The organism is Glutamicibacter uratoxydans, from assembly GCF_006539925.1.
GTDB lineage: Bacteria > Actinomycetota > Actinomycetes > Actinomycetales > Micrococcaceae > Glutamicibacter > Glutamicibacter uratoxydans.
On the sequence record NZ_BJNY01000001.1, the window covers coordinates 210,366 to 228,964 of the forward strand.

Consider the following 18,599-nt stretch of genomic DNA (forward strand, 5'->3'; position numbering starts at 1 on the left):
TCAGCGGGGCGGATGCCCGGGCCGCTACTTCATGAGTCGAAGATTGATGAAGTAGCGGTAGGGGCGGCCCTTGTTGGCCTGGATACCGGCATACGCGCCGACAACTGTCATCGTCACCCACAGCACCACCGCGATGATCGCGAAGATCCAGCCGACGACCGGCAGCAGCGCCAAAATATTCAAGACAATCGCCAGCACCGTCAACGGGAAGGTAAAGTTGAACGCTTCCTTGGATTCCTGTGCAGTGAACGGGCCGCGGTCGCGGAACACTGCATAGATCACCGCGGCTGGAATGCAGCCGAGAATTGCACCAAAATGCGAGAGCATAGCCCATTGGCGGTCTTCCGAAGGGGAGAGCGGCAAGGCTGAGACGTTTGATCCTTCGAAACGCGAATCCTCAGAGGATGGAACTTGGTGAGATGTCACAGGATAATCCTTGTCTTGCAGTGCGGCTTAGTCCAATGATATCTAGCTTGCAACGGCGACCTATGCATCGGCGCCCAAAAAGTCCAAATCTTAGTCAATCGTTAGGAAACCGTAATCTTCCGTTGTCAAAAAGTCGATTAGTTCCTCAACTTTTCCTAAGAGCTGCGGTTCAAGCTGGCCGTAGTGCTGCACCGTAGACAGGATGCGCTGCCATCCAAGGCCGATGTCTTCAGCAGTTGCATGCGGCCATCCAAAGGCCTTGAGGATGCCGGTCTTCCAATCGGTCCCTCGGGGGATCACCGGCCACGCCTTGATCCCCAAGGTTTCTGGCTTGATGGCCTGCCAGACGTCGATATAGGGGTGGCCCAGAATCAAGACGTTTCCGGCGGCGCCGGGCACTTTCATCGCGGCATTGACGATGTGCTCTTCTTTGGTGCCGGAAATCAAGTGGTCGACGAGGATGCCAAGGCGTCGGGTGGGCGACGGGGCGAAGTCCTTGATCGCTGAGGCCAGGTCATCCACGCCGTGCAGCGGTTCGACAACAATGCCTTCGACGCGCAGGTCGTGACCCCAGACCTTCTCCACCAGCTCGGCGTCGTGCTTGCCTTCAACCCAGATGCGGCTGGCCCGCGCGGTGCGCGCCTTGTGCCCGCTGACCGCCCGCGATCCCGAGGCTGAGATCAGCGTCTGCGACTTGCTGCTCTTGGCGACCGGCTCGACGATCTCCACCGGTTCGCCTTCCAGCAGGAAGCCGAAGCCCGCCTGGAACGACTTGGTGCGATTGTGGCGGTCTTCAAGAACGATGACCCGCATGCCGCCCGATTTCTCCGTGCGCACCACTTCGCCGACCCAGCCGGAGATCGCGTCTTCAAGGATCATGCCGCGTTCTACCGGCACCTGGCGAAGTTTTTTCGCTGCCGGAGCACTGATGTCCTGCGGTCCCCAGGAGTAATTAGACACGCACTGCCTTTCGCTGTGATCGAATACGCTCGAAATCCCATGCTAGCAACAGCTCGACGTACTAGACTTGGCACTTGACAGGTTGGAGTGCCAATTTTCTGGCCGAAGGTCCCGGGAGGTGTATTCGTGAGCGAGTTGCGTCGACTCGATGTGCTGCGCGCCATCGTTGAAGACTATGTGCAATCACGGGAGCCGGTGGGTTCCAAGGCCCTGCTCGACCGCCACAATCTGGGCGTGAGCGCGGCCACGATCCGCAATGACATGGCCCTGCTGGAAGAAGAGGGCCTGATTGCCGCCCCGCATACTTCCTCCGGCCGAATTCCCACAGAGAAGGGCTACCGCCGATTCGTGGACGAAATCGGGGAGCTCAAGCCGCTTTCGCGCGCTGAACGCGATGCCATCAACAAGATCTTGGACAGCTCCCAGGACCTGGACGAAATGCTCAACAGCACCGTGCGCCTGCTGGCGCGGTTGACCAACCAGGTTGCCATGATCCAGGTTCCGCACTATGACACCGCGTCATTGAAGAACCTCGACCTGGTGGGCTTGGGCAGCAGCCAGGTGCTGATGGTGATGATCGCCTCCAACGGGACCGTCGACCAGCGCATGCTGGCCGTGGCCAGGCTCTATTCCGACGAAGAGCTCAATGCTCTCAAGCAGTGGCTGCTGGCGGCTTTCGGCGGCAAGCAGCTGGCAGATCTGGTCGGCCCGCTACAGCGCGACGGGCTGGTTCCCGAGCAGCGCGAGGATGCGCTGGTTGCCGGCGTGCTCAAGGGGCTTGAAGAGATGGCTCAGGCGGCGAACGTGCAGCGCATCGTCATGGCAGGCACCGCGAACCTGGCCCGTGTCGAGGGAGACTTCCCGTTGAGCATCACCCCGGTGCTCGAGGCGCTGGAGGAGCAGGTGGTGCTGCTCAAGCTGTTCTCCGAGCTGGAGGCCGATGCGCACGGCATGGCCGTGGCGATCGGCACCGAGCACCATTACGGGCAGCTGTCGGATGCGGCGGTCATCGCGACCACTTACAGCAACGACCAGCGCAGCAAGCTGGGGGTGCTGGGGCCGACGCGAATGAACTATCCGACCTCCATGGCCTCGGTGCGGGCGGTGGCCCGCTACCTGTCGAAAATTTTGGCGAACTAGCTTCGCAGCATGCACCAACAACTTGTGAACTGAAAAGTTTTAAGGAAAGGACACGGCGAATATCGTGAGCTCGCATTACGAGACGCTGGGCGTCGCCAAGGACGCGACCCCGCAGGAAATCAAGAGCGCCTACCGCAAGCTGGCGCGCAAGCTCCACCCGGATGTGAACCCCAGCGAGGACGCTGCCGAACAGTTCAAGCTCGTCACCCGCGCCTACGAGGTGCTCTCCGACGAGAAGAAGCGCGCGAACTACGACGCGACCGGCGATGAGAACGGCAATGGCCAGCCAGGCTTCGGCGGCGGCGGCTTTGGCGGCTTCGGCGATATCTTCGAGCAGTTCTTCGGCGGTGGCCAGGCGCAGGGGCCAATCTCCCGCACCCAGCCGGGCCGCGATGCGCTGATCACCATCACCATCGACCTGGAAGACGCCGTCAAGGGCACCGTCTACCCGCTGGAGATGGAAACCGCTGTGGTCTGCAAGACTTGCAACGGCAGCTGCGTGCGCGAAGGCACCAGCGTCGTGACCTGCACCATCTGCCATGGCGCAGGCCAGGTGCAGCGTCCGGTGCGCTCCTTCCTGGGCCAGATGATGACAGTGGAAACCTGCGCCGCCTGCCGCGGCTACGGCACCACGATTCCCGACCCATGCCTCGAATGCAACGGCGAGGGCCGCGTGCGCGAACACGTGTCCAAGTCGCTGAACGTTCCGGCAGGCGTGGATTCGGGCACCCGCATCCAGCTGCGCGGCCAGGGCGAGGCAGGACCGGGCGGTGGCCCGAACGGCAACCTGTTCGTCGAGGTCGACGTCCGCCGCCACAAGGTCTTCGAACGCGCGCAGAACGATCTGCATGCCAAGATGACCATCCCGATGACCGCCGCGGCCCTGGGCTGCGAACTGAATCTGGAGACCTTCGACGGAGAGCAGCCGCTGAACGTCGCCTCCGGCGCCCAGGACGGGGACACCATCACCCTGCCGGGCCTGGGCGTTCCGCGCCTTCGCGGCGGCAAGCGCGGGGACATCATCGTGCATCTACAGGTGGAAACCCCGACCAAGCTCGACGCCGCCCAGCGCGACCTACTGGAGCAGCTGGCCAAGCTACGCGGCGAAGAAATGACCTCCGGGCGTGTAGAGCACTCCGGCGGAATGTTCTCCCGCCTGCGCGATAAGCTGAACCAGCGCTGACCATGAGCAATCACAGCTTTGTGATCGACCCGCAGCAGGCCCAAACTGCTGCGGTGGGGGACAGCCTTGAGCTGACGGGCCCCGAAGCCCACCACGCCGTAGCGGTCAAGCGCACCCGAGCAGGCGAGCACCTGGACCTGCTGGACGGCAACGGGCTGCGGCTCGTGGTCGAGGTAGTGTCGGCGGACAGCGCCCTGTTGGCCGTGCGCGTGCTTGAAGTGCTCCAGGAGGCCCCGCCGGCCCATCCGGTCACGCTGGTCCAGGCCCTGTCTAAGGGCGATCGCGATCTGCAGGCGGTGGAGTCCGCCGTGGAGCTCGGCGTCTTTTCGGTCCGCCCCTGGCAGGCCGACCGTTCGATCGTCCGCTGGAACGCCGGCAAGGTGGATAAGGCGATGGCCAAATGGCGTTCGCTGGTCCGCGCCGCGCAGAAGCAGTCACGCCGCAGCTTTGAGCCTGCGGTCCTCGACCCGATGGGCACCAAGGCGCTGGTACAGCAGGTCAGGTCCCATGTCCAAGCCGGCGATTTGGTGCTGGTGCTCCACGAGCAGGCCGAGCAATCGGTGGCCGAGGTGTGCTCCGCATGGATCGACGGCGCGGCAGAGGGCGCCGGCGTCGTGCTGATCGTCGGTCCCGAAGGCGGGATCAGCGATGCCGAGTTAGAAGCGCTGCAGCAGGCAGGGGCCCAGGCCGGACTTTTGGGGCGCCACGTGCTGCGCGCTTCCACCGCCGGTCCTGCGGCACTGGTCCTGGTCCGCCACCTGGCCTCAGACCTGTAGCCCAGCGCTGGGCGAAGTCCCTGTTAACCGCCGATGGCGCCGCATCACTGCGGCGCCATCGGCGGTTAAACCTAGTTGCGGCGGCTATTTCACCGTGAATTCGGAGGTGGTCAAGCCGATCTTTTCCTTGCTGGCCTTGTTCTCGCCCCACAGCTGCAGTTCATAGGATCCCGGGGCCAGGCGTGTGGTCAGCTCAAAGGAGCCGTCGGACTCGATCGACTTGTCAGCCAGCTTGTTCGGCGCGGCGGCGGACTTGCTGGCCGCGGCAGAACCCTTCGCGTTCAGCTGGTAGTAGGTTCCCTTGGTGAAGTCTGAGGTGCGCCCGGTAATCTTCACCGATCCGGATTCAACAACGGAACCGAACTGCGGATCGATCACCCAGACCGGCGCCATGAACCTTGTGTCGCGTTCGTAGACATCCTGCAGCTCGTAGCCGCCGAAAACCACTTCATTGGGCTTGCCGTCCACCAGGATCCTGACCGTGGCAGGGGTATTGCCCACCAGGATTCCCGAATTGGCAGCGGCCGCGGTAGCGGTGAACACCAGCTGCTGCACCGTGCGTTCGGACAGGCCGCGGTCCAGGTGCGCGCTGAATACCTTGGCAGGCAGGTCCAGCGTGATCAGGTTCGAATTGTCGATGGACGCACCGATGTCTTCGCTGGGCTTCAGGTGCGTATACCAGCCGGGATCGGCCGCTTTGCCCGCCAGCAGATAGGCGATGGCATCGCTGATCGGCTCCTGGTGGCGGGTGTCCTGCACGTACTCGCGGTACAAATACACCCCAGAATCGGTGTTGTCCAGCCAGTAGACGGGCATCTTCTGCCCGACGCCCGCACGTTCCACGGAGTCGTTGGCCCGTGGGATATAGGAGGACGCGGCCGATGATTCGGCAGGCATTTGATAGCTGTCTTCGCCCTGGGTCAGTCCGCATCCGGCGGCCAGGCCAACGCAGACAATGGCACACGTTGCCGCGATTCGACGCGGCACGCGACGTGTAAACCAATGCTGCACTTGATACCAATCCCATTGAAACGCTGAGGCAAAAAGAACGCTGACCGAAGCAGAGAAAGTTCGGTGCGCTCATATAGCGTGACACATCAACTTGTAGATTCGGCTCGAAAACGAGCTAACTTACCAATCCGTAACCAAATCTATACCTTTGCGATCTGGACCGATAGGCTCCGATTGACGTCGCGGGCCGCATTTTCAGCGCAGGGCTAAGCGCCATGTCTCGCGCAGGCGCAAAGGCACTCGTTAGACTGGAAACCTACAGTTTTCATTTCATCAAGCTCAAAGGGGCACGAAGCACTGCATGCAGGTTGAACAACACCAGCAGCCGACCGATTCCGGTTCGGCTGAGCTAACCATTTCCTTCGAGACTCCAGAGTTGATGATCGCAACCCTGGGCCCCAACGATGAACTGCTGCGCATCCTCACCGGGGCCTATCCGGACGTGCAGTTCCGCCCCAACGGCTCCAGCCTGAGCCTGGTGGGGAATCCGGTACAGGTGCGCAAGGCCCAGCGCGTATGCGAGGAAGCCCGCGCGCTGGCCCAGCGCGGCTCGCGGATGAGCGCTGAGACCATCGAGCAGATCATCAAGATGCTCAGCGCCGGCAACCCCGACGCGCCCACCGACGTTCTGGGATTGAAGATCCTCTCCGGCCGGGGCCGCTCGATCAGGCCGAAAACCGTGAACCAGAAGTCCTATGTGGACGCCATCGAGGATTCCACGATCACCTTCGGCATCGGCCCGGCAGGCACCGGCAAGACCTTCTTGGCCATGGCCATGGCGGTCGCCGCTTTGCAGGACAAGCAGGTCAACCGCATTATCCTGACCCGGCCTGCGGTGGAGGCGGGGGAGAAGCTGGGCTTCCTGCCCGGCTCGCTGACCGAGAAGATCGACCCGTACCTGCGCCCGCTGTATGACGCGCTGCACGACATGGTGGATCCGGATTCGATCCCGCGCCTGCTGGAGGCCGGAACCATCGAGGTCGCCCCGCTGGCCTACATGCGTGGACGCACCTTGAACGATGCATTCGTGATCCTGGACGAGGCGCAGAACACCACCGGCGAGCAGATGAAGATGTTCCTCACTCGCCTAGGGTTCGGCTCGAAGATGGTGATTACCGGCGACATCACCCAGGTGGACCTGCCCGGGAACACGACCTCCGGGCTGCGCATGGCCAGCGAGGTGCTCGAAGGCATCGAGGACATCGCCATCCGCCGGCTGGATGCCGGCGACGTGGTGCGCCACCGCCTGATCGCGGACATCGTCTCCGCCTACGACCGCTGGGACGAATCCCGGCGCAAAGACCACCAACGGCCACGACGCAACAAGTGAGCAGCCAGATGAGCATTGAAGTAAACAACGAGACAGAATTCGACGTCGACCTGCAGGACGTGAACAAGCTCGCCGAATCGGTCATGAGCGCGATGTTCCTGCACCCGGAAACCGAGGTGTCCATCGTCTTCATCGACGAGGAGGCCATGAGCGCGCTGCACGTGCAGTGGATGGATCTCGAAGGACCCACCGACGTGATGAGCTTCCCGATGGACGAGCTGCGCCCGGGCACCGAAAAGGCGCCGGGGGAGAACGGCATCCTGGGCGACATCGTGATCTGCCCGACCGTTGCCGAAGCGCAGGCCAAGGCCGGCGGGCATTCGACCCATGATGAAATCCTGCTGCTGACCACCCACGGCCTGCTGCACCTGATGGGCTTCGACCACATGGAGCCTGCGGAAAAGGAAGAGATGTTCACCCTGCAGCGCAGGCTGCTGGAGTCCTACACCGGGCGCCCGGCGCCCAAGGAGACGGTGGAATAGCACGTGGGGATACTTCTGCTGATTCTCGCCGTCGTCTTCATCGCCTGCGCGGCGGTGCTCACGGCCGCAGACTCAGCCTTCTACGCACTGTCCCGCCATGCCGCCGAAAGGCTGCGCAGCGAGTCTGATTCCAAGTCGCTCAGTTCCATCCTGGACGATCCGGAATCCCACGCACAGGCCATCAAGTTCTGGCGCATCTGGTTTGAAACCGCCTCCGCGGTGGCCGTGGCGCTGCTGGTCTCGCGCTGGGTGGAAAACATCTGGCTGACCGGCCTGCTCTCCACCGTGGCCATGGCGGCCCTAGGCTTCGTGCTGGTCAGCGTCTCGCCGCGGCGCTTCGGGCGTTCCAACGCCCAGAAAGTGGTCGAATCCACTGCGCCGCTGGTGCGCGCGCTGCGCAAGGCGCTGGGGCCGCTGGCCAATTGGCTGGCATCCATCGCCGCCGCCTTGAGCCCCGGGGGCAGCGACGAGGACGGATACCTGGGCAAGGAGCGCCTGCGCGACCTGGTCGACCGGGCCAGCGAAGGCGAGGACCTGGACGAGGAATCCGCCGAGCTGATCTCTTCGGTCATCGACCTGGAGGAGACCAATGTGCGCGCCGTGATGGTGCCGCGCACCGACATGGTGGTGCTGGATGCCGATCACACCTTCCACAGCGCGCTGGATCTGTTCATGGCCTCGGGCTACTCGCGCATCCCGCTGATCGGCGAAGACTCGGATGACATCCGCGGCATCATCTACCTCAAGGACCTGATCAACGAGATCCACGGGCTGCAGCAGGCGGAGAATCTGGCAGACTTGTCCCGGCAGGTGCGCTTCGTGCCGGAATCCAAGTCCGCCGCCGAACTGCTCCAGGAACTGCAGCAGGAGTCGATCCACCTGGCCATCGTCGTCGACGAATACGGCGGCACGGCCGGGCTGGTGACCCTGGAGGACCTGATCGAGGAGATCGTCGGCGAGATCGACGATGAATACGACCGCAGCAAGACCGAGCTCGTCGAGAACAAAGACGGTTCGCTGATTGCGGTGGCCAGCGCCTCGATCGACGATGTGGCAGATCACTTCGATGTGCTCATCGACGAGGAGGACGTCGACACCGTCGGCGGCCTGCTCTCCAAAGCGCTGGAGTCCGTGCCTGTGCTCGGCTCCACCGCCGATGTGTTCGGTCTGCGCCTGACCGTCGTCGCCCTGGCAGGGCGGCGCAACCGCATCGGCAAAATCCATGTAGAGCGCTGCGAAACCGGCGCTTCCGACCATATAGAGAACGACGAGGACTCAACGGATGAGTGAGAACCAAAAACTGCTGGCAACCGGCGGATGGCCTGAAGGCTTCCGCTCAGGCTTCACCTCCTTTGTGGGCCGCCCGAATGCCGGCAAGTCCACGCTGACCAATGCGCTGGTGGGGCAGAAGGTGGCCATCACCTCCGCCAAGCCGCAAACCACCCGCCACACCATCCGCGGTATCGTGCACCGCGAGGATGCGCAGCTGGTGCTCGTGGACACCCCCGGCCTGCACCGCCCGCGCACGCTGCTGGGCCAGCGCCTGAACGACCTGGTGGCCGAAACCCTCTCCGAGGTGGACGCCATCGGCTTCTGCATCCCTGCCAACGAAAAGATCGGCCCGGGCGACCGCTTCATCGCCACCCAGCTGGCGCAGCTGCAGCGCAAGCCGATCATCGCCCTGGTCACCAAGGCGGATCTGGTGGACCGCGAGCAGCTCGCGCAGCAGCTGATCGCCGTGACCGAGCTGGGCAGCCAGAACTTCGGCCCCAATGGCTTCGCCGCGATCATTCCGGTCTCCGCGGTCAAGGAGTTCCAGGTCGAGGAGGTGGCCGACGTATTGGTCGAGCACCTGCCGGTGGGACCTCCGCTGTACCCGGACGGCGAGCTGACCGACGAGCCGGAGGCCAAGATGGTCGCCGAGCTGGTGCGCGAGGCGGCGCTGGAGGGCGTGCGCGACGAGCTGCCGCACTCGCTGGCAGTCGTCGTGGAGGAAATGCAGCAGCGCGAGGGCCGCAGCGAAAACAACCCGCTGGTGGACATCCACGTCTCGCTGTATGTCGAGCGCTCCAGCCAAAAGGCCATTGTGATCGGCCGCGGCGGATCGCGCCTGCGCGAAGTGGGCTCCAACGCCCGCAAGGGCATCGAAAAGCTGCTGGGCACCAAGGTGTACCTTGACCTGCACGTGAAGGTGGCCAAGGACTGGCAGCGCGATCCAAAGCAGCTGGGCCGACTGGGCTTCTAGCGCCTAGGCGCAGTGCCGCAAAGCCTGACGACGGGGCCGGGGCCGGGGGATGATGAGTCCCTTGGCGCCGGCCCCGCGGCGTTGGGCTGGCCGCGCCTGGGCCCGGGTGTCCACTATGTGACACAATCGCGCAACATGTTGCATGGGGCACAAAACCCGGTGTTATGCTCAACACGTGCATTTCGAGCTTCTACTACTACTTAGCCGCTGCGAGGATCCAACGGACCGCTAGTGGTCTTTCGGCCGACCCCTCGCCGCGGAGTTGCTCATGTCCGGCCCCCAATACGCACTTATTCTTGTCTAGGGGACAACCGAAATGCAGAACATGCAAAAATCTTCGAACATGCCGATCCACAAGTATGTTCCTTTCCAGGACCAGATCGAGGTCAACCTGCCCGATCGCACCTGGCCCGATAAGTACATCACCAAGGCCCCGCGCTGGTGCGCAGTGGATCTGCGCGACGGCAACCAGGCGCTGATCGATCCGATGAGCCCCGAGCGCAAGCACAAGATGTTCGACCTGCTGGTGCAGATGGGCTACAAGGAGATCGAGGTCGGCTTCCCTTCGGCCTCGCAGACCGACTTCGACTTTGTCCGCCAGCTCATCGAGCAGAACCGCATCCCTGAGGACGTCACCATCCAGGTGCTCACCCAGTCCCGCGAGCACCTGATCGAGCGCACCTACGAGGCGCTGGAAGGCGCCAAGCAGGCCATCGTCCACCTGTACAACTCCACCTCGATCCTGCAGCGCGAGGTAGTGTTCCGCCAGGACGAGGACGGCATCGTCGACATCGCGGTCAACGGCGCGCGGCTGTGCAAGAAGTACGAAGAGCAGCTGACCGGCACCAAGATCACCTATGAGTACTCGCCGGAGTCCTACACCGGCACCGAGCTGGAATTCGCCAAGCGCATCTCCGAGGCAGTGGCCGAAGTGCTGGAAGCCACCCCGGAAAACAAGATGATCCTGAACCTGCCTGCCACCGTGGAAATGGCCACCCCGAACGTGTATGCGGACTCCATCGAGTGGATGCACCGCAACCTGGCCAACCGCGACTCGATCATCCTCTCGCTGCACCCGCACAACGACCGCGGCACCGGCGTGGCCGCCGCCGAGCTGGGCTACCTGGCCGGCGCCGACCGCATCGAAGGCTGCCTGTTCGGCAACGGCGAACGCACCGGCAACGTGGATTTGATCACCCTGGGCATGAACATGTTCGGCCAGGGAGTTGACCCGCAGATCGACTTCTCTGACATGGACCACATCCGCCGCACCGTCGAGTACTGCAACCAACTGCCGGTCCCGGAGCGCAGCCCATATGGCGGCGACCTGGTCTTCACCGCCTTCTCCGGTTCCCACCAGGACGCGATCAAGAAGGGCCTGGAGGCCATGGACGCCAAGGCCGAGGCCGCCGGCAAGGACGTCAACGACCTGATCTGGGCCGTGCCGTACCTGCCGGTGGATCCAAAGGACATCGGCCGCAGCTACGAAGCGGTGATCCGCGTGAACTCGCAGTCCGGCAAGGGCGGCGTGGCCTACCTGCTGAAGAACGACTACCAGCTGGATCTGCCGCGCCGCGCGCAGATCGAGTTCTCCGGGGTCATCCAGCGCAAGACCGACACCGAGGGCGGCGAGATCTCCTCGCAGGACATCTGGAACGTGTTCCAGGACGAGTACCTGCCGGTTGAGAACGCGGGCGACGAGAACGCCTGGGGCCACTACCGGGTCGCCTCGGCCACCGCCACCTCCAACGAGGACGGCAGCTTCCGCCTGGACACCAAGCTGATCAACGACGGCGTCGCCCAGGAGCGCAGCTCCAGCGGCAACGGCCCAGTCTCCGCGCTGGTCAACCTGCTGAACGAAGACGGCGTGGACCTGCGCGTGCTCGACTACTCCGAGCACGCGATGAGCGAGGGCGGCAACGCCCGCGCCGCGGCCTTCGTCGAGTGCGCCGTCGGCGACCGCATCCTGTGGGGCGTCGGTTTGGACACCAACACCAACATCGCGGCGCTGAAGGCAGTGGTTTCGGCGGTCAACCGCGCGATCCGCGACGCCAAGTAGCATCATCCGCACAGCACAACGCCACGTCCGGCAGCATCATGCCGGACGTGGCGTTGTTCGTAGCTGTCGGTGAACAGTGGGAGAATTAACCCTGTGTCACGATCAGGTTTCGCCTCCAAGAGCTACCGCACCCGCGGGATCGTTCTGCGCACCCATAAACTTGGCGAAGCAGACCGCATCATCACCCTGCTGACCCCCAATGGGATCGTGCGCGCGGTGGCCAAGGGCGTGCGGCGCACCTCCTCGCGCCTAGGCGCGACCCTTGAGCCGTTCATGGAAGTCGACGCCCAGCTGGTGATGGGCCGCAACCTGGACATCGTGTCCCAGGCCCAGCTGCGCCATGCCTATGGCCAGCTGCTGGTCGCGGACTACCCGAGCTATACGGTGGCCAACGCCATGGTGGAGATCGCTGAAAAGCTGCTGGAGGCCGACGGGGATTCGACCATGCGCCAGTACCGGCTGCTGCATGGGGCCATCGCCCTGCTTTCGAAGCAGGCAGTGGTCCCCGGCGCGGTGCTCGATTCCTATATCCTGAGGGCCTTGGCGGTAGCCGGTTGGGCTCCATCCTTCACCGACTGCGTGCGCTGCGGCGCCGCCGGGCCGCATGCAGCCCTGAACGTGCAGCTTGGCGGCGTGGTCTGCGCCGACTGCCGGCCCTCCGGCTCGCTCGCGCCGCACCCTGTCACGATCGGCTACCTGCAGGCCCTGCTCGACGGCGACTGGGACACGGTCGCCTTGGCCGGGCCGCGCGCCCGCGAGCAGGCGGCAGGCATCGTCGCGAATTATCTGCAATGGCACCTGGAACGTGCTGTAAAGTCCCTACGTCATGTGGAGAGAATATGAAGAAGCTTCCCAAGATCACCGGCAAGGCTGGGCCGGTGGCGCCCTTTGCCCACCCGGCAAATCCGGTGATGCCGCAGATTCCTAAGGAGCTGATCCCGGAGCATGTGGCCATCGTCATGGACGGCAACGGGCGCTGGGCCAACCAGCGCGGGCTGCCGCGCACCGAGGGCCACCGCGCCGGCGAAGCTGCCCTGCTTGACGTGATGGCAGGCGCCGTGGAAATGGGCATCAAGTACGTCTCGGTCTACGCATTCTCCACCGAGAATTGGAAGCGCAGCCCCGAAGAGGTGCGCTTCCTCATGGGCTTCTCCCGCGATGTGCTGCGCCGCCAGCGAGATACCTTGAATTCCTGGGGCGTGCGCATCCGATGGTCGGGCCGCGAGCCCAAGCTGTGGAAGTCGGTCATCAACGAACTACGCGACGCCGAAGAACTGACCCGCGACAACCTGGGCTGCCAGCTGACCATGTGCGTGAACTACGGCGGACGGGCGGAGCTGGGCGACGCGATGGCTGCCATCGCCAAGGATGTTGCCTCGGGGAAGCTGCGCGCCTCGGCCGTGGGGGAGAAGACCATCGGAAAATACCTGCATGCCCCGGAGCTTCCGGACGTGGACCTGTTCCTGCGCACCAGCGGCGAGCAGCGCACCAGCAACTTCCTGCTGTGGCAGTCCGCCTACGCGGAGATGGTCTTCCTGGACCAGTTGTGGCCGGATGTCGACCGGCGCACCCTGTTCACCGCGGTTCAGCAGTATGCCCAGCGCGACCGTCGCTACGGCGGAGCCGTGGACAAGCCCAAGGCCTAGTCCCGGAGCATCTTCAGCCAGAGCCTCAGGTCCCGGTATGCGGTGGCCCGTGCCGGCTCCGCCGAGGAGAACACGTCGTGCATGGCCCCGTCGATCTGCGAAAGGGTGACGAAGCTGCCAAGCTTCAGCCCCCGCAGCCGGGTTTGGTTCACGTCGATCACCGAATCCGCGTGCTGCATGACCGCTGAGTAGGTGGTGCTCAGATGCGATTCCTTCGAGGTGAGCAGCAGGATCGGGATGCTCAGGTTCAGCCCCTTGGCCACCTGGGCGTGCCCTTCCAGGATGGTGTGCAGCCAGCCGGCAGTGCTGGGAAAGGCGTAGGCAGGGCGCCAGATCGGGTGCAGGTCCCATTGGCCCTGGGCGCTTTCGCTCAAAGACTGCCAATAGTGGTCGAACTGGGTCGCAAGGATCTTACGGCGCGGATTGCTCCGCGCCACAGCTTCCATGAGCCCGTTGATGGGTATGCGCAGGAATGCGGTGCCCTGGAACTCCAGCCACGGCGCGTTCAGAACCAGCGCCTGGATCGGGGCGTGCGTACGCTCGATCCACAAGCTGAGGATCAGCCCTCCCATGGAGTGCCCCTGCGCAACTACCGGCAGGCCCGGGTGCGCCTTTCGCACCAGTTCCATCGCCGCATCAAGTTCCATGTCGAGCGCCTTCAGGTCCTCGATGTACCCCGGCAGCTCATGCTGCGCGCGCAGGCTGCGTCCGTGGTGCCGCAGATCCAGCGCGTAGAAGCAGTAGCCCTGCGCATGCCAGAACTCCGTCAGCTGCCGGTTGTAGAAGTAGTCGCTCCAGCCGTGCACCGACAGGACGACGCCCTTGAACTTCTTGAAGTTCAGCCAGCCAAAACGCTGGCGCGGGAGGTATCGAACCACCGTTGCCACCAGCGGCCCTTCAGCATCGGCCCCGAAATCCAAGGTGGTGTATTCGAAGCCTGGGCCCAGGGGATCAGGCAGCCATTGGCCCGGAGCGCTGGACGGCAGAAACTGCGGCCACTGCTCTGTGGGAAGAATTTCATTGCCCCTCATGCAAGTAGCTTACCGATCTCAAGTTGTCTCAAAGCACCTCTTCACGGGAAGATTAACACCATGCGCATTTATCCTTTGGTCTTCAAGCACTTTTTCACGAAGATGGATCCTGAAAAGGCCCATCACTTTGCCTTCGACGCGATCAAGCTGGCGCAGAAGGTCGGTTTGACCAAAGCCACGCGCAAGTTCTTTGCCCCTGCACCAAAGCTGAAGCGCACCGTGATGGGCATCGACTTCCCGTCGCCCTTCGGCTTGGCCGCAGGCTTTGACAAGGGAGCCACCGGCATTCTTGCGCTTAGCGATATCGGCTTTGGCCATGTGGAAATCGGCACGGTCACTGGACAAGCCCAGCCAGGCAATCCGCAGCCACGCCTATTCCGTTTGGTGGAGGACCGCGCGGTCATCAACCGCATGGGGTTCAACAACGAGGGCGCTGAAGTTGTTGCAGCACGCGTCGCCCAGTCGCGCCAGCAGCTCAAGGCCGACTACTCCGGAACCCGTCCGGTGCTTGGGGTCAACATTGGCAAGACGAAGGTTGTTGAACTGGAGGACGCGGTGGGGGACTACCTCGCGTCAACCCGACAGTTGGCAATTCACGCCGACTACCTTGTCGTCAATGTCTCCAGCCCGAATACTCCTGGACTGCGCCTGCTGCAGAGCGTCGAATCCCTGCGCCCGTTGCTCAGCGAAGTCGGCGAACTAGCCGACCACACGGCAGGCCGGCACATTCCATTGTTGGTCAAGATCGCCCCGGATCTGAGCGATGAAGATATTGCAGATGTGGCTAAGCTCGCCACCGAGCTGGGGCTGGATGGAATCATTGCAACGAACACCACCATCGGTCGCGACGGCTTGACCAGCCCCGCGGCCAAGGTCGAAGAAATCGGTGCCGGCGGACTTTCCGGGGCTCCGCTGAAGCAGCGGTCCCTGGAGGTGCTGCGCCAGCTGCGCTCAATGGTGCCTGCAGACATGGCGCTAATTGCCGTCGGCGGAGTGACCACCGCGCAGGACGTCAAGGACCGCCTGGACGCCGGGGCCGACCTGGTTCAGGGATACACCGCATTCCTCTACGAGGGCCCGTTCTGGGCGCGAAGCATTAACCGCCAGCTCGAACGCATCCTCTAACCTCTCATCAGCTTCCTCATGGAAGTCGATGATCCATGGCCTCGCTTCGCCCAACTCGGGCGGATCGAGGCCATAGTTTTTTGTCCTGCGAACAAGGCATATGGGGGAGCATCCTTCGACTTAGGACTCCCCGGGTCCAGGCTTGTATTTGACCCTACAAAGAATGAGGTCGGTGAACATGCTTGTGCCGCCGGCCTCTGGCAGAGGGCCAGGTGGTGCCGACATTGCAGGCAACGGCTAAGCTCTCCGGCTTTGCCCAAGAAGCCTCACCGACACAAGCCATTAATCTTGTGAGATCCCAGACCCGCCGCCATAGGAGCTGATCGACACAAGGATAAACACTTGTCACATTTGTCCCACGGCGGCCCGGAAATAAGTGCTCCCAGTCAGTTGAAGACATAAAAAGGGGCGGATTCCGCAGAATCCGCCCCGAGGCTTTATGTGACCGTTAGTCGATCGATTCGCCGCGCTTCACCTGCGGCTTTGGCAGGCGCAGCTTGCGGAACTGCAGTGCGCGCATCGTCGCATACATGCGAACGCCGCGGTCGATGGTGCCAAATTTTGCGACCAAGCGGCGCTTCAGGATTGAGCTCGTGATAATCGCTTCGATGACAATGATGGCGATCAATACCCACAGGCCAGTCTGCACGCCGACCTGGATATTGATATTTCCACTGAAAGTCAGCGAAATAATCAAGAACGCCAGCACAAAGAACATCATGAATTCGCCGATCATCCAGCGGGCGTCGATGAAGTTTCGCGCATAACGCTTCTGCGGGCCCTTGTCGCGGGCCATGAGGTAGCGCTCATCGCCGGTTTCATTGGCGATACGCAGTCGATTCTGGGCTTCAATGCGCTGCTGGCGTTCAACTTCCTTCGCCGCCTTGCGGTCGGTAGGAACCAAGGGGCGCTGGCGGTTCGCCTGCTGCGCGCTTCGCTTGGGCGTCGGGCCAGACTTGCGACCGTCGCTAGTTTCCGGGGTCTGCTCTGCAGGCTCCACATTTACTTGGGATTGAGATTCATCCTTCTTACGTCCAAACACCCCTCTATCCTAGCGGGGATTGATACTCAGGGTGACATTGACAACCTCAGAATTGCTAGGCTGATTGCATGACATCAGATTCAACCCAGCAGTCCGCTGCACACGGTGTAGACGTAACTGCGCTCAAAGGTCATATCCAGAGCAACTTCGAGAAGATCCTCGCAGAGTTGACCGAGCTCGTAGCAATCCCGAGCATTGCCTGGGACTCCTTCGACCCGGCAAACCTAGAAAAGTCGGCCCAGGCAGTCGCAGAGCTTGCAAAAACTGCAGGCATGCAAAGCATCGAGATCCTGCGCGAGCCAACCGATAGCGGCGCCATGGGGGCGCCGGCATTGGTCGCCCACCGCCCGGCGGCCGAAGGCAAACCAACGGTGCTGCTGTACGCACACCACGACGTACAGCCTCCAGGCGATGAGGCCGACTGGAATACTCCTGTCTTCGAGGCCACCCGCGTAGGGGACAGGCTGTTCGGCCGAGGCGCCGCCGACGACAAGGCGGGCATCATGGTCCACATTGCGGCAATGCGCGCTGTGCTGGATTCGGTGGAAGATTTCGGCGTGGGCGTCACCTACTTCTTCGAAGGCGAGGAAGAAGCCGGCTCGCCGTCATTCCGCAATTTCCTTGAAGCGCATCAGGACAAGCTCGCCGCTGACGTCATCATCGTCGCCGACTCGGGCAACTGGGCTGTCGGCACTCCAGCACTGACGACCTCGCTGCGCGGCATGTGCGCCGCGGAAATCACCGTCCGCTCGCTGAAGCACGCGGTCCACTCCGGGATGTTCGGCGGACCAATCCTGGACGCCCCAATCCTGGCTGCGAAGCTCATCTCCACCTTCCACGACGAGAACGGCGATGTTGCGATCCAGGGCTTGCTGTCGCATGATTCGGCCGATGTCGATTTCACTGAAGAGCAGTTCCGCGTCGATTCAGGCGTCTCCGATTCCTTCGCTTTGGCCGGCACCGGGAAGATCACCGATCGCTTGTGGAATAAACCAGCGCTGAGTGTGATTGGAATGGATGTGCCCAGCGTCAGCCATTCGTCGAATACCTTGATCCCGCAGATGCGTTTCAAGGTTTCGATGCGTCTGGCACCGGGACAGGACCCTGCCAAGGCCCTTGAAGCATTCGAAGCCCACGTCAAAAGCGTGGACCTTCGTGGGGCCGAAGTTGAGTTCAAGCCAATCGAAGCTGGAAGCTCCTACCAGGCGAATCTTGACGCACCGGCAAATGCAACTGCAGCGTGGGCTTTGGAACAAGCTTGGGGAGTTGTACCGGTCAATATGGGCTTGGGTGGATCGATTCCATTCATCTCCGATCTGTCCGAGATCTTCCCTCAAGCGCAGATTCTGGTCACCGGCGTCGAGGATCCTGATTCCCGAGCGCATTCAGCCAACGAATCCCTGCATTTGGGCGACTTCCAGCACGCGATCGAGGCCGAAGCTCTGCTGTTGGCTCGCATCAACGCAGAAGGCCTATGAGCCGCGTCATACACGCCGTCTCAGAGGGGGCTTTCCAAAGCCGCCGGACGTAGGATAGAACTAACAAAAGGGCTTCAAGCCCGCACCACAAAGGTGTAGCTTGGTGCCACAACGAGCAGTTTGGGAGGAAATCATGACTGCAGCCGTAGACCAGACCAAGGGTGATCCAACCGAGGTCCCAACCCACGAAGTCAACATTTCAGATGTTGCAGCAGCCAAGGTTCGTTCGCTTCTTGAGCAGGAGGGCCGCGACGACCTTCGCTTGCGCATCGCCGTACAGCCAGGCGGCTGCTCCGGCCTCATCTACCAGCTCTACTTTGACGAGCGCATGCTCGAAGGCGACGCAGTTCGCGATTTCGACGGTGTCGAGGTAGTCGTCGACAAGATGAGCGTGCCTTACCTGGCCGGCGCTTCCATCGACTTCGAGGACACCATCTCGAAGCAGGGCTTCACCATCGACAACCCAGCAGCCTCCGGCTCCTGCGCTTGTGGAGATTCGTTCCACTAGGCCCTCGGGAACTAACGCCGCTGTTCATTCGTTGAAGAAATTTCTCGTCTGAACAGCGGCGTTTTTCGGCATTCTGACCCCGAAGAGGGTAAGCTCTACATTAAGTAGTAAAACTATGTTTCGCTTCGTGAGCCACCTCACCGTGCATCTCGTAAAT

General features: G+C 62.5%; 18 protein-coding genes. 13 read left to right on the forward strand and 5 right to left on the reverse strand.

The window, feature by feature from the left end; all coding sequences use genetic code 11:
* Positions 1–24: 24 nt before the first annotated feature.
* The gene (locus tag AUR04nite_RS01130; RefSeq protein ID WP_246055258.1) at positions 25–426 is read right to left on the reverse strand and encodes a DUF4870 domain-containing protein; all 402 of its coding nucleotides are present in this window, start codon (positions 424–426) and stop codon (positions 25–27) included.
* Between the two features lie 90 nt (positions 427–516).
* Positions 517–1,386 (reverse strand): DUF3097 domain-containing protein, encoded by an 870-nt coding sequence (locus tag AUR04nite_RS01135; protein ID WP_141361087.1) that lies wholly within the window; start codon positions 1,384–1,386, stop codon positions 517–519.
* Positions 1,387–1,512: 126 nt separating this feature from the next.
* Here AUR04nite_RS01135 and hrcA point away from each other — a divergent pair, with 126 nt between their 5' ends.
* The 3 genes from hrcA (at position 1,513) to AUR04nite_RS01150 (ending at position 4,485) form a co-directional block, all read left to right on the forward strand.
* Positions 1,513–2,526 (forward strand): heat-inducible transcriptional repressor HrcA, encoded by a 1,014-nt coding sequence (hrcA, locus tag AUR04nite_RS01140; RefSeq protein ID WP_141361089.1) that lies wholly within the window; start codon positions 1,513–1,515, stop codon positions 2,524–2,526.
* 64 nt (positions 2,527–2,590) lie between these two features.
* Entirely contained in the window at positions 2,591–3,709 is a 1,119-nt protein-coding gene (gene dnaJ / locus AUR04nite_RS01145; protein ID WP_141361092.1) for a molecular chaperone DnaJ, read from the forward strand.
* Between the two features lie 2 nt (positions 3,710–3,711).
* A complete protein-coding gene (locus AUR04nite_RS01150; protein ID WP_141361094.1) occupies positions 3,712–4,485 on the forward strand; it encodes a 16S rRNA (uracil(1498)-N(3))-methyltransferase in 774 nt (257 codons plus the stop codon).
* Positions 4,486–4,569: 84 nt separating this feature from the next.
* Here the strand turns inward: AUR04nite_RS01150 and AUR04nite_RS01155 are convergent, their stop codons facing one another.
* On the reverse strand, positions 4,570–5,472 hold the full coding sequence (locus AUR04nite_RS01155) for a GerMN domain-containing protein (protein ID WP_141361096.1): 903 nt from the start codon (positions 5,470–5,472) through the stop codon (positions 4,570–4,572).
* Between the two features lie 325 nt (positions 5,473–5,797).
* On the opposite strand from AUR04nite_RS01155, the gene AUR04nite_RS01160 reads away from it, so the two are divergent.
* From AUR04nite_RS01160 to AUR04nite_RS01190, 7 genes are all read left to right on the forward strand, one after another.
* Positions 5,798–6,826, forward strand: a complete 1,029-nt coding sequence (locus tag AUR04nite_RS01160; RefSeq protein ID WP_141361098.1) for a PhoH family protein — start codon at positions 5,798–5,800, stop codon at positions 6,824–6,826.
* 8 nt (positions 6,827–6,834) lie between these two features.
* Positions 6,835–7,308, forward strand: coding sequence for an rRNA maturation RNase YbeY (gene ybeY, locus AUR04nite_RS01165; RefSeq protein WP_141361100.1), 474 nt, complete (start codon positions 6,835–6,837; stop codon positions 7,306–7,308).
* A gap of 3 nt (positions 7,309–7,311) precedes the next feature.
* On the forward strand, positions 7,312–8,598 hold the full coding sequence (locus AUR04nite_RS01170) for a hemolysin family protein (RefSeq protein ID WP_141361102.1): 1,287 nt from the start codon (positions 7,312–7,314) through the stop codon (positions 8,596–8,598).
* Positions 8,591–9,553 (forward strand): GTPase Era, encoded by a 963-nt coding sequence (era, locus tag AUR04nite_RS01175; RefSeq protein WP_141361104.1) that lies wholly within the window; start codon positions 8,591–8,593, stop codon positions 9,551–9,553. The genes AUR04nite_RS01170 and era overlap by 8 nt, the downstream gene beginning before the upstream one ends.
* Before the next feature lie 316 nt (positions 9,554–9,869).
* Positions 9,870–11,612: a 2-isopropylmalate synthase gene (gene leuA / locus AUR04nite_RS01180; RefSeq protein ID WP_141361106.1), complete on the forward strand. Its 1,743-nt coding sequence runs from the start codon at positions 9,870–9,872 to the stop codon at positions 11,610–11,612.
* Between the two features lie 93 nt (positions 11,613–11,705).
* Positions 11,706–12,455 (forward strand): DNA repair protein RecO, encoded by a 750-nt coding sequence (gene recO / locus AUR04nite_RS01185; RefSeq protein WP_141361108.1) that lies wholly within the window; start codon positions 11,706–11,708, stop codon positions 12,453–12,455.
* The gene (locus AUR04nite_RS01190) at positions 12,452–13,258 is read left to right on the forward strand and encodes an isoprenyl transferase (protein ID WP_141361110.1); all 807 of its coding nucleotides are present in this window, start codon (positions 12,452–12,454) and stop codon (positions 13,256–13,258) included. The genes recO and AUR04nite_RS01190 overlap by 4 nt, the downstream gene beginning before the upstream one ends.
* Here AUR04nite_RS01190 and AUR04nite_RS01195 read toward each other — a convergent pair.
* Positions 13,255–14,289, reverse strand: a complete 1,035-nt coding sequence (locus AUR04nite_RS01195) for an alpha/beta hydrolase (protein ID WP_141361112.1) — start codon at positions 14,287–14,289, stop codon at positions 13,255–13,257. The two genes, AUR04nite_RS01190 and AUR04nite_RS01195, sit on opposite strands and share 4 nt — an antisense overlap.
* Before the next feature lie 60 nt (positions 14,290–14,349).
* Here AUR04nite_RS01195 and AUR04nite_RS01200 point away from each other — a divergent pair, with 60 nt between their 5' ends.
* Positions 14,350–15,414 carry a quinone-dependent dihydroorotate dehydrogenase gene (locus AUR04nite_RS01200; RefSeq protein WP_141361114.1) on the forward strand — a complete coding sequence of 355 codons (1,065 nt, stop codon included), beginning with the start codon at positions 14,350–14,352 and terminating at the stop codon, positions 15,412–15,414.
* A gap of 448 nt (positions 15,415–15,862) precedes the next feature.
* On the opposite strand, the gene AUR04nite_RS01205 is transcribed toward AUR04nite_RS01200, so the two are convergent.
* Positions 15,863–16,456 carry a DUF3043 domain-containing protein gene (locus AUR04nite_RS01205; RefSeq protein WP_141361116.1) on the reverse strand — a complete coding sequence of 198 codons (594 nt, stop codon included), beginning with the start codon at positions 16,454–16,456 and terminating at the stop codon, positions 15,863–15,865.
* A 68-nt stretch (positions 16,457–16,524) separates the two neighbouring features.
* On the opposite strand from AUR04nite_RS01205, the gene AUR04nite_RS01210 reads away from it, so the two are divergent.
* Both AUR04nite_RS01210 and AUR04nite_RS01215 read left to right on the forward strand, forming a co-directional pair.
* Entirely contained in the window at positions 16,525–17,934 is a 1,410-nt protein-coding gene (locus tag AUR04nite_RS01210; RefSeq protein WP_141361118.1) for a dipeptidase, read from the forward strand.
* A 133-nt stretch (positions 17,935–18,067) separates the two neighbouring features.
* Positions 18,068–18,442: a HesB/IscA family protein gene (locus AUR04nite_RS01215; RefSeq protein WP_141361120.1), complete on the forward strand. Its 375-nt coding sequence runs from the start codon at positions 18,068–18,070 to the stop codon at positions 18,440–18,442.
* Positions 18,443–18,599 lie beyond the last annotated feature (157 nt).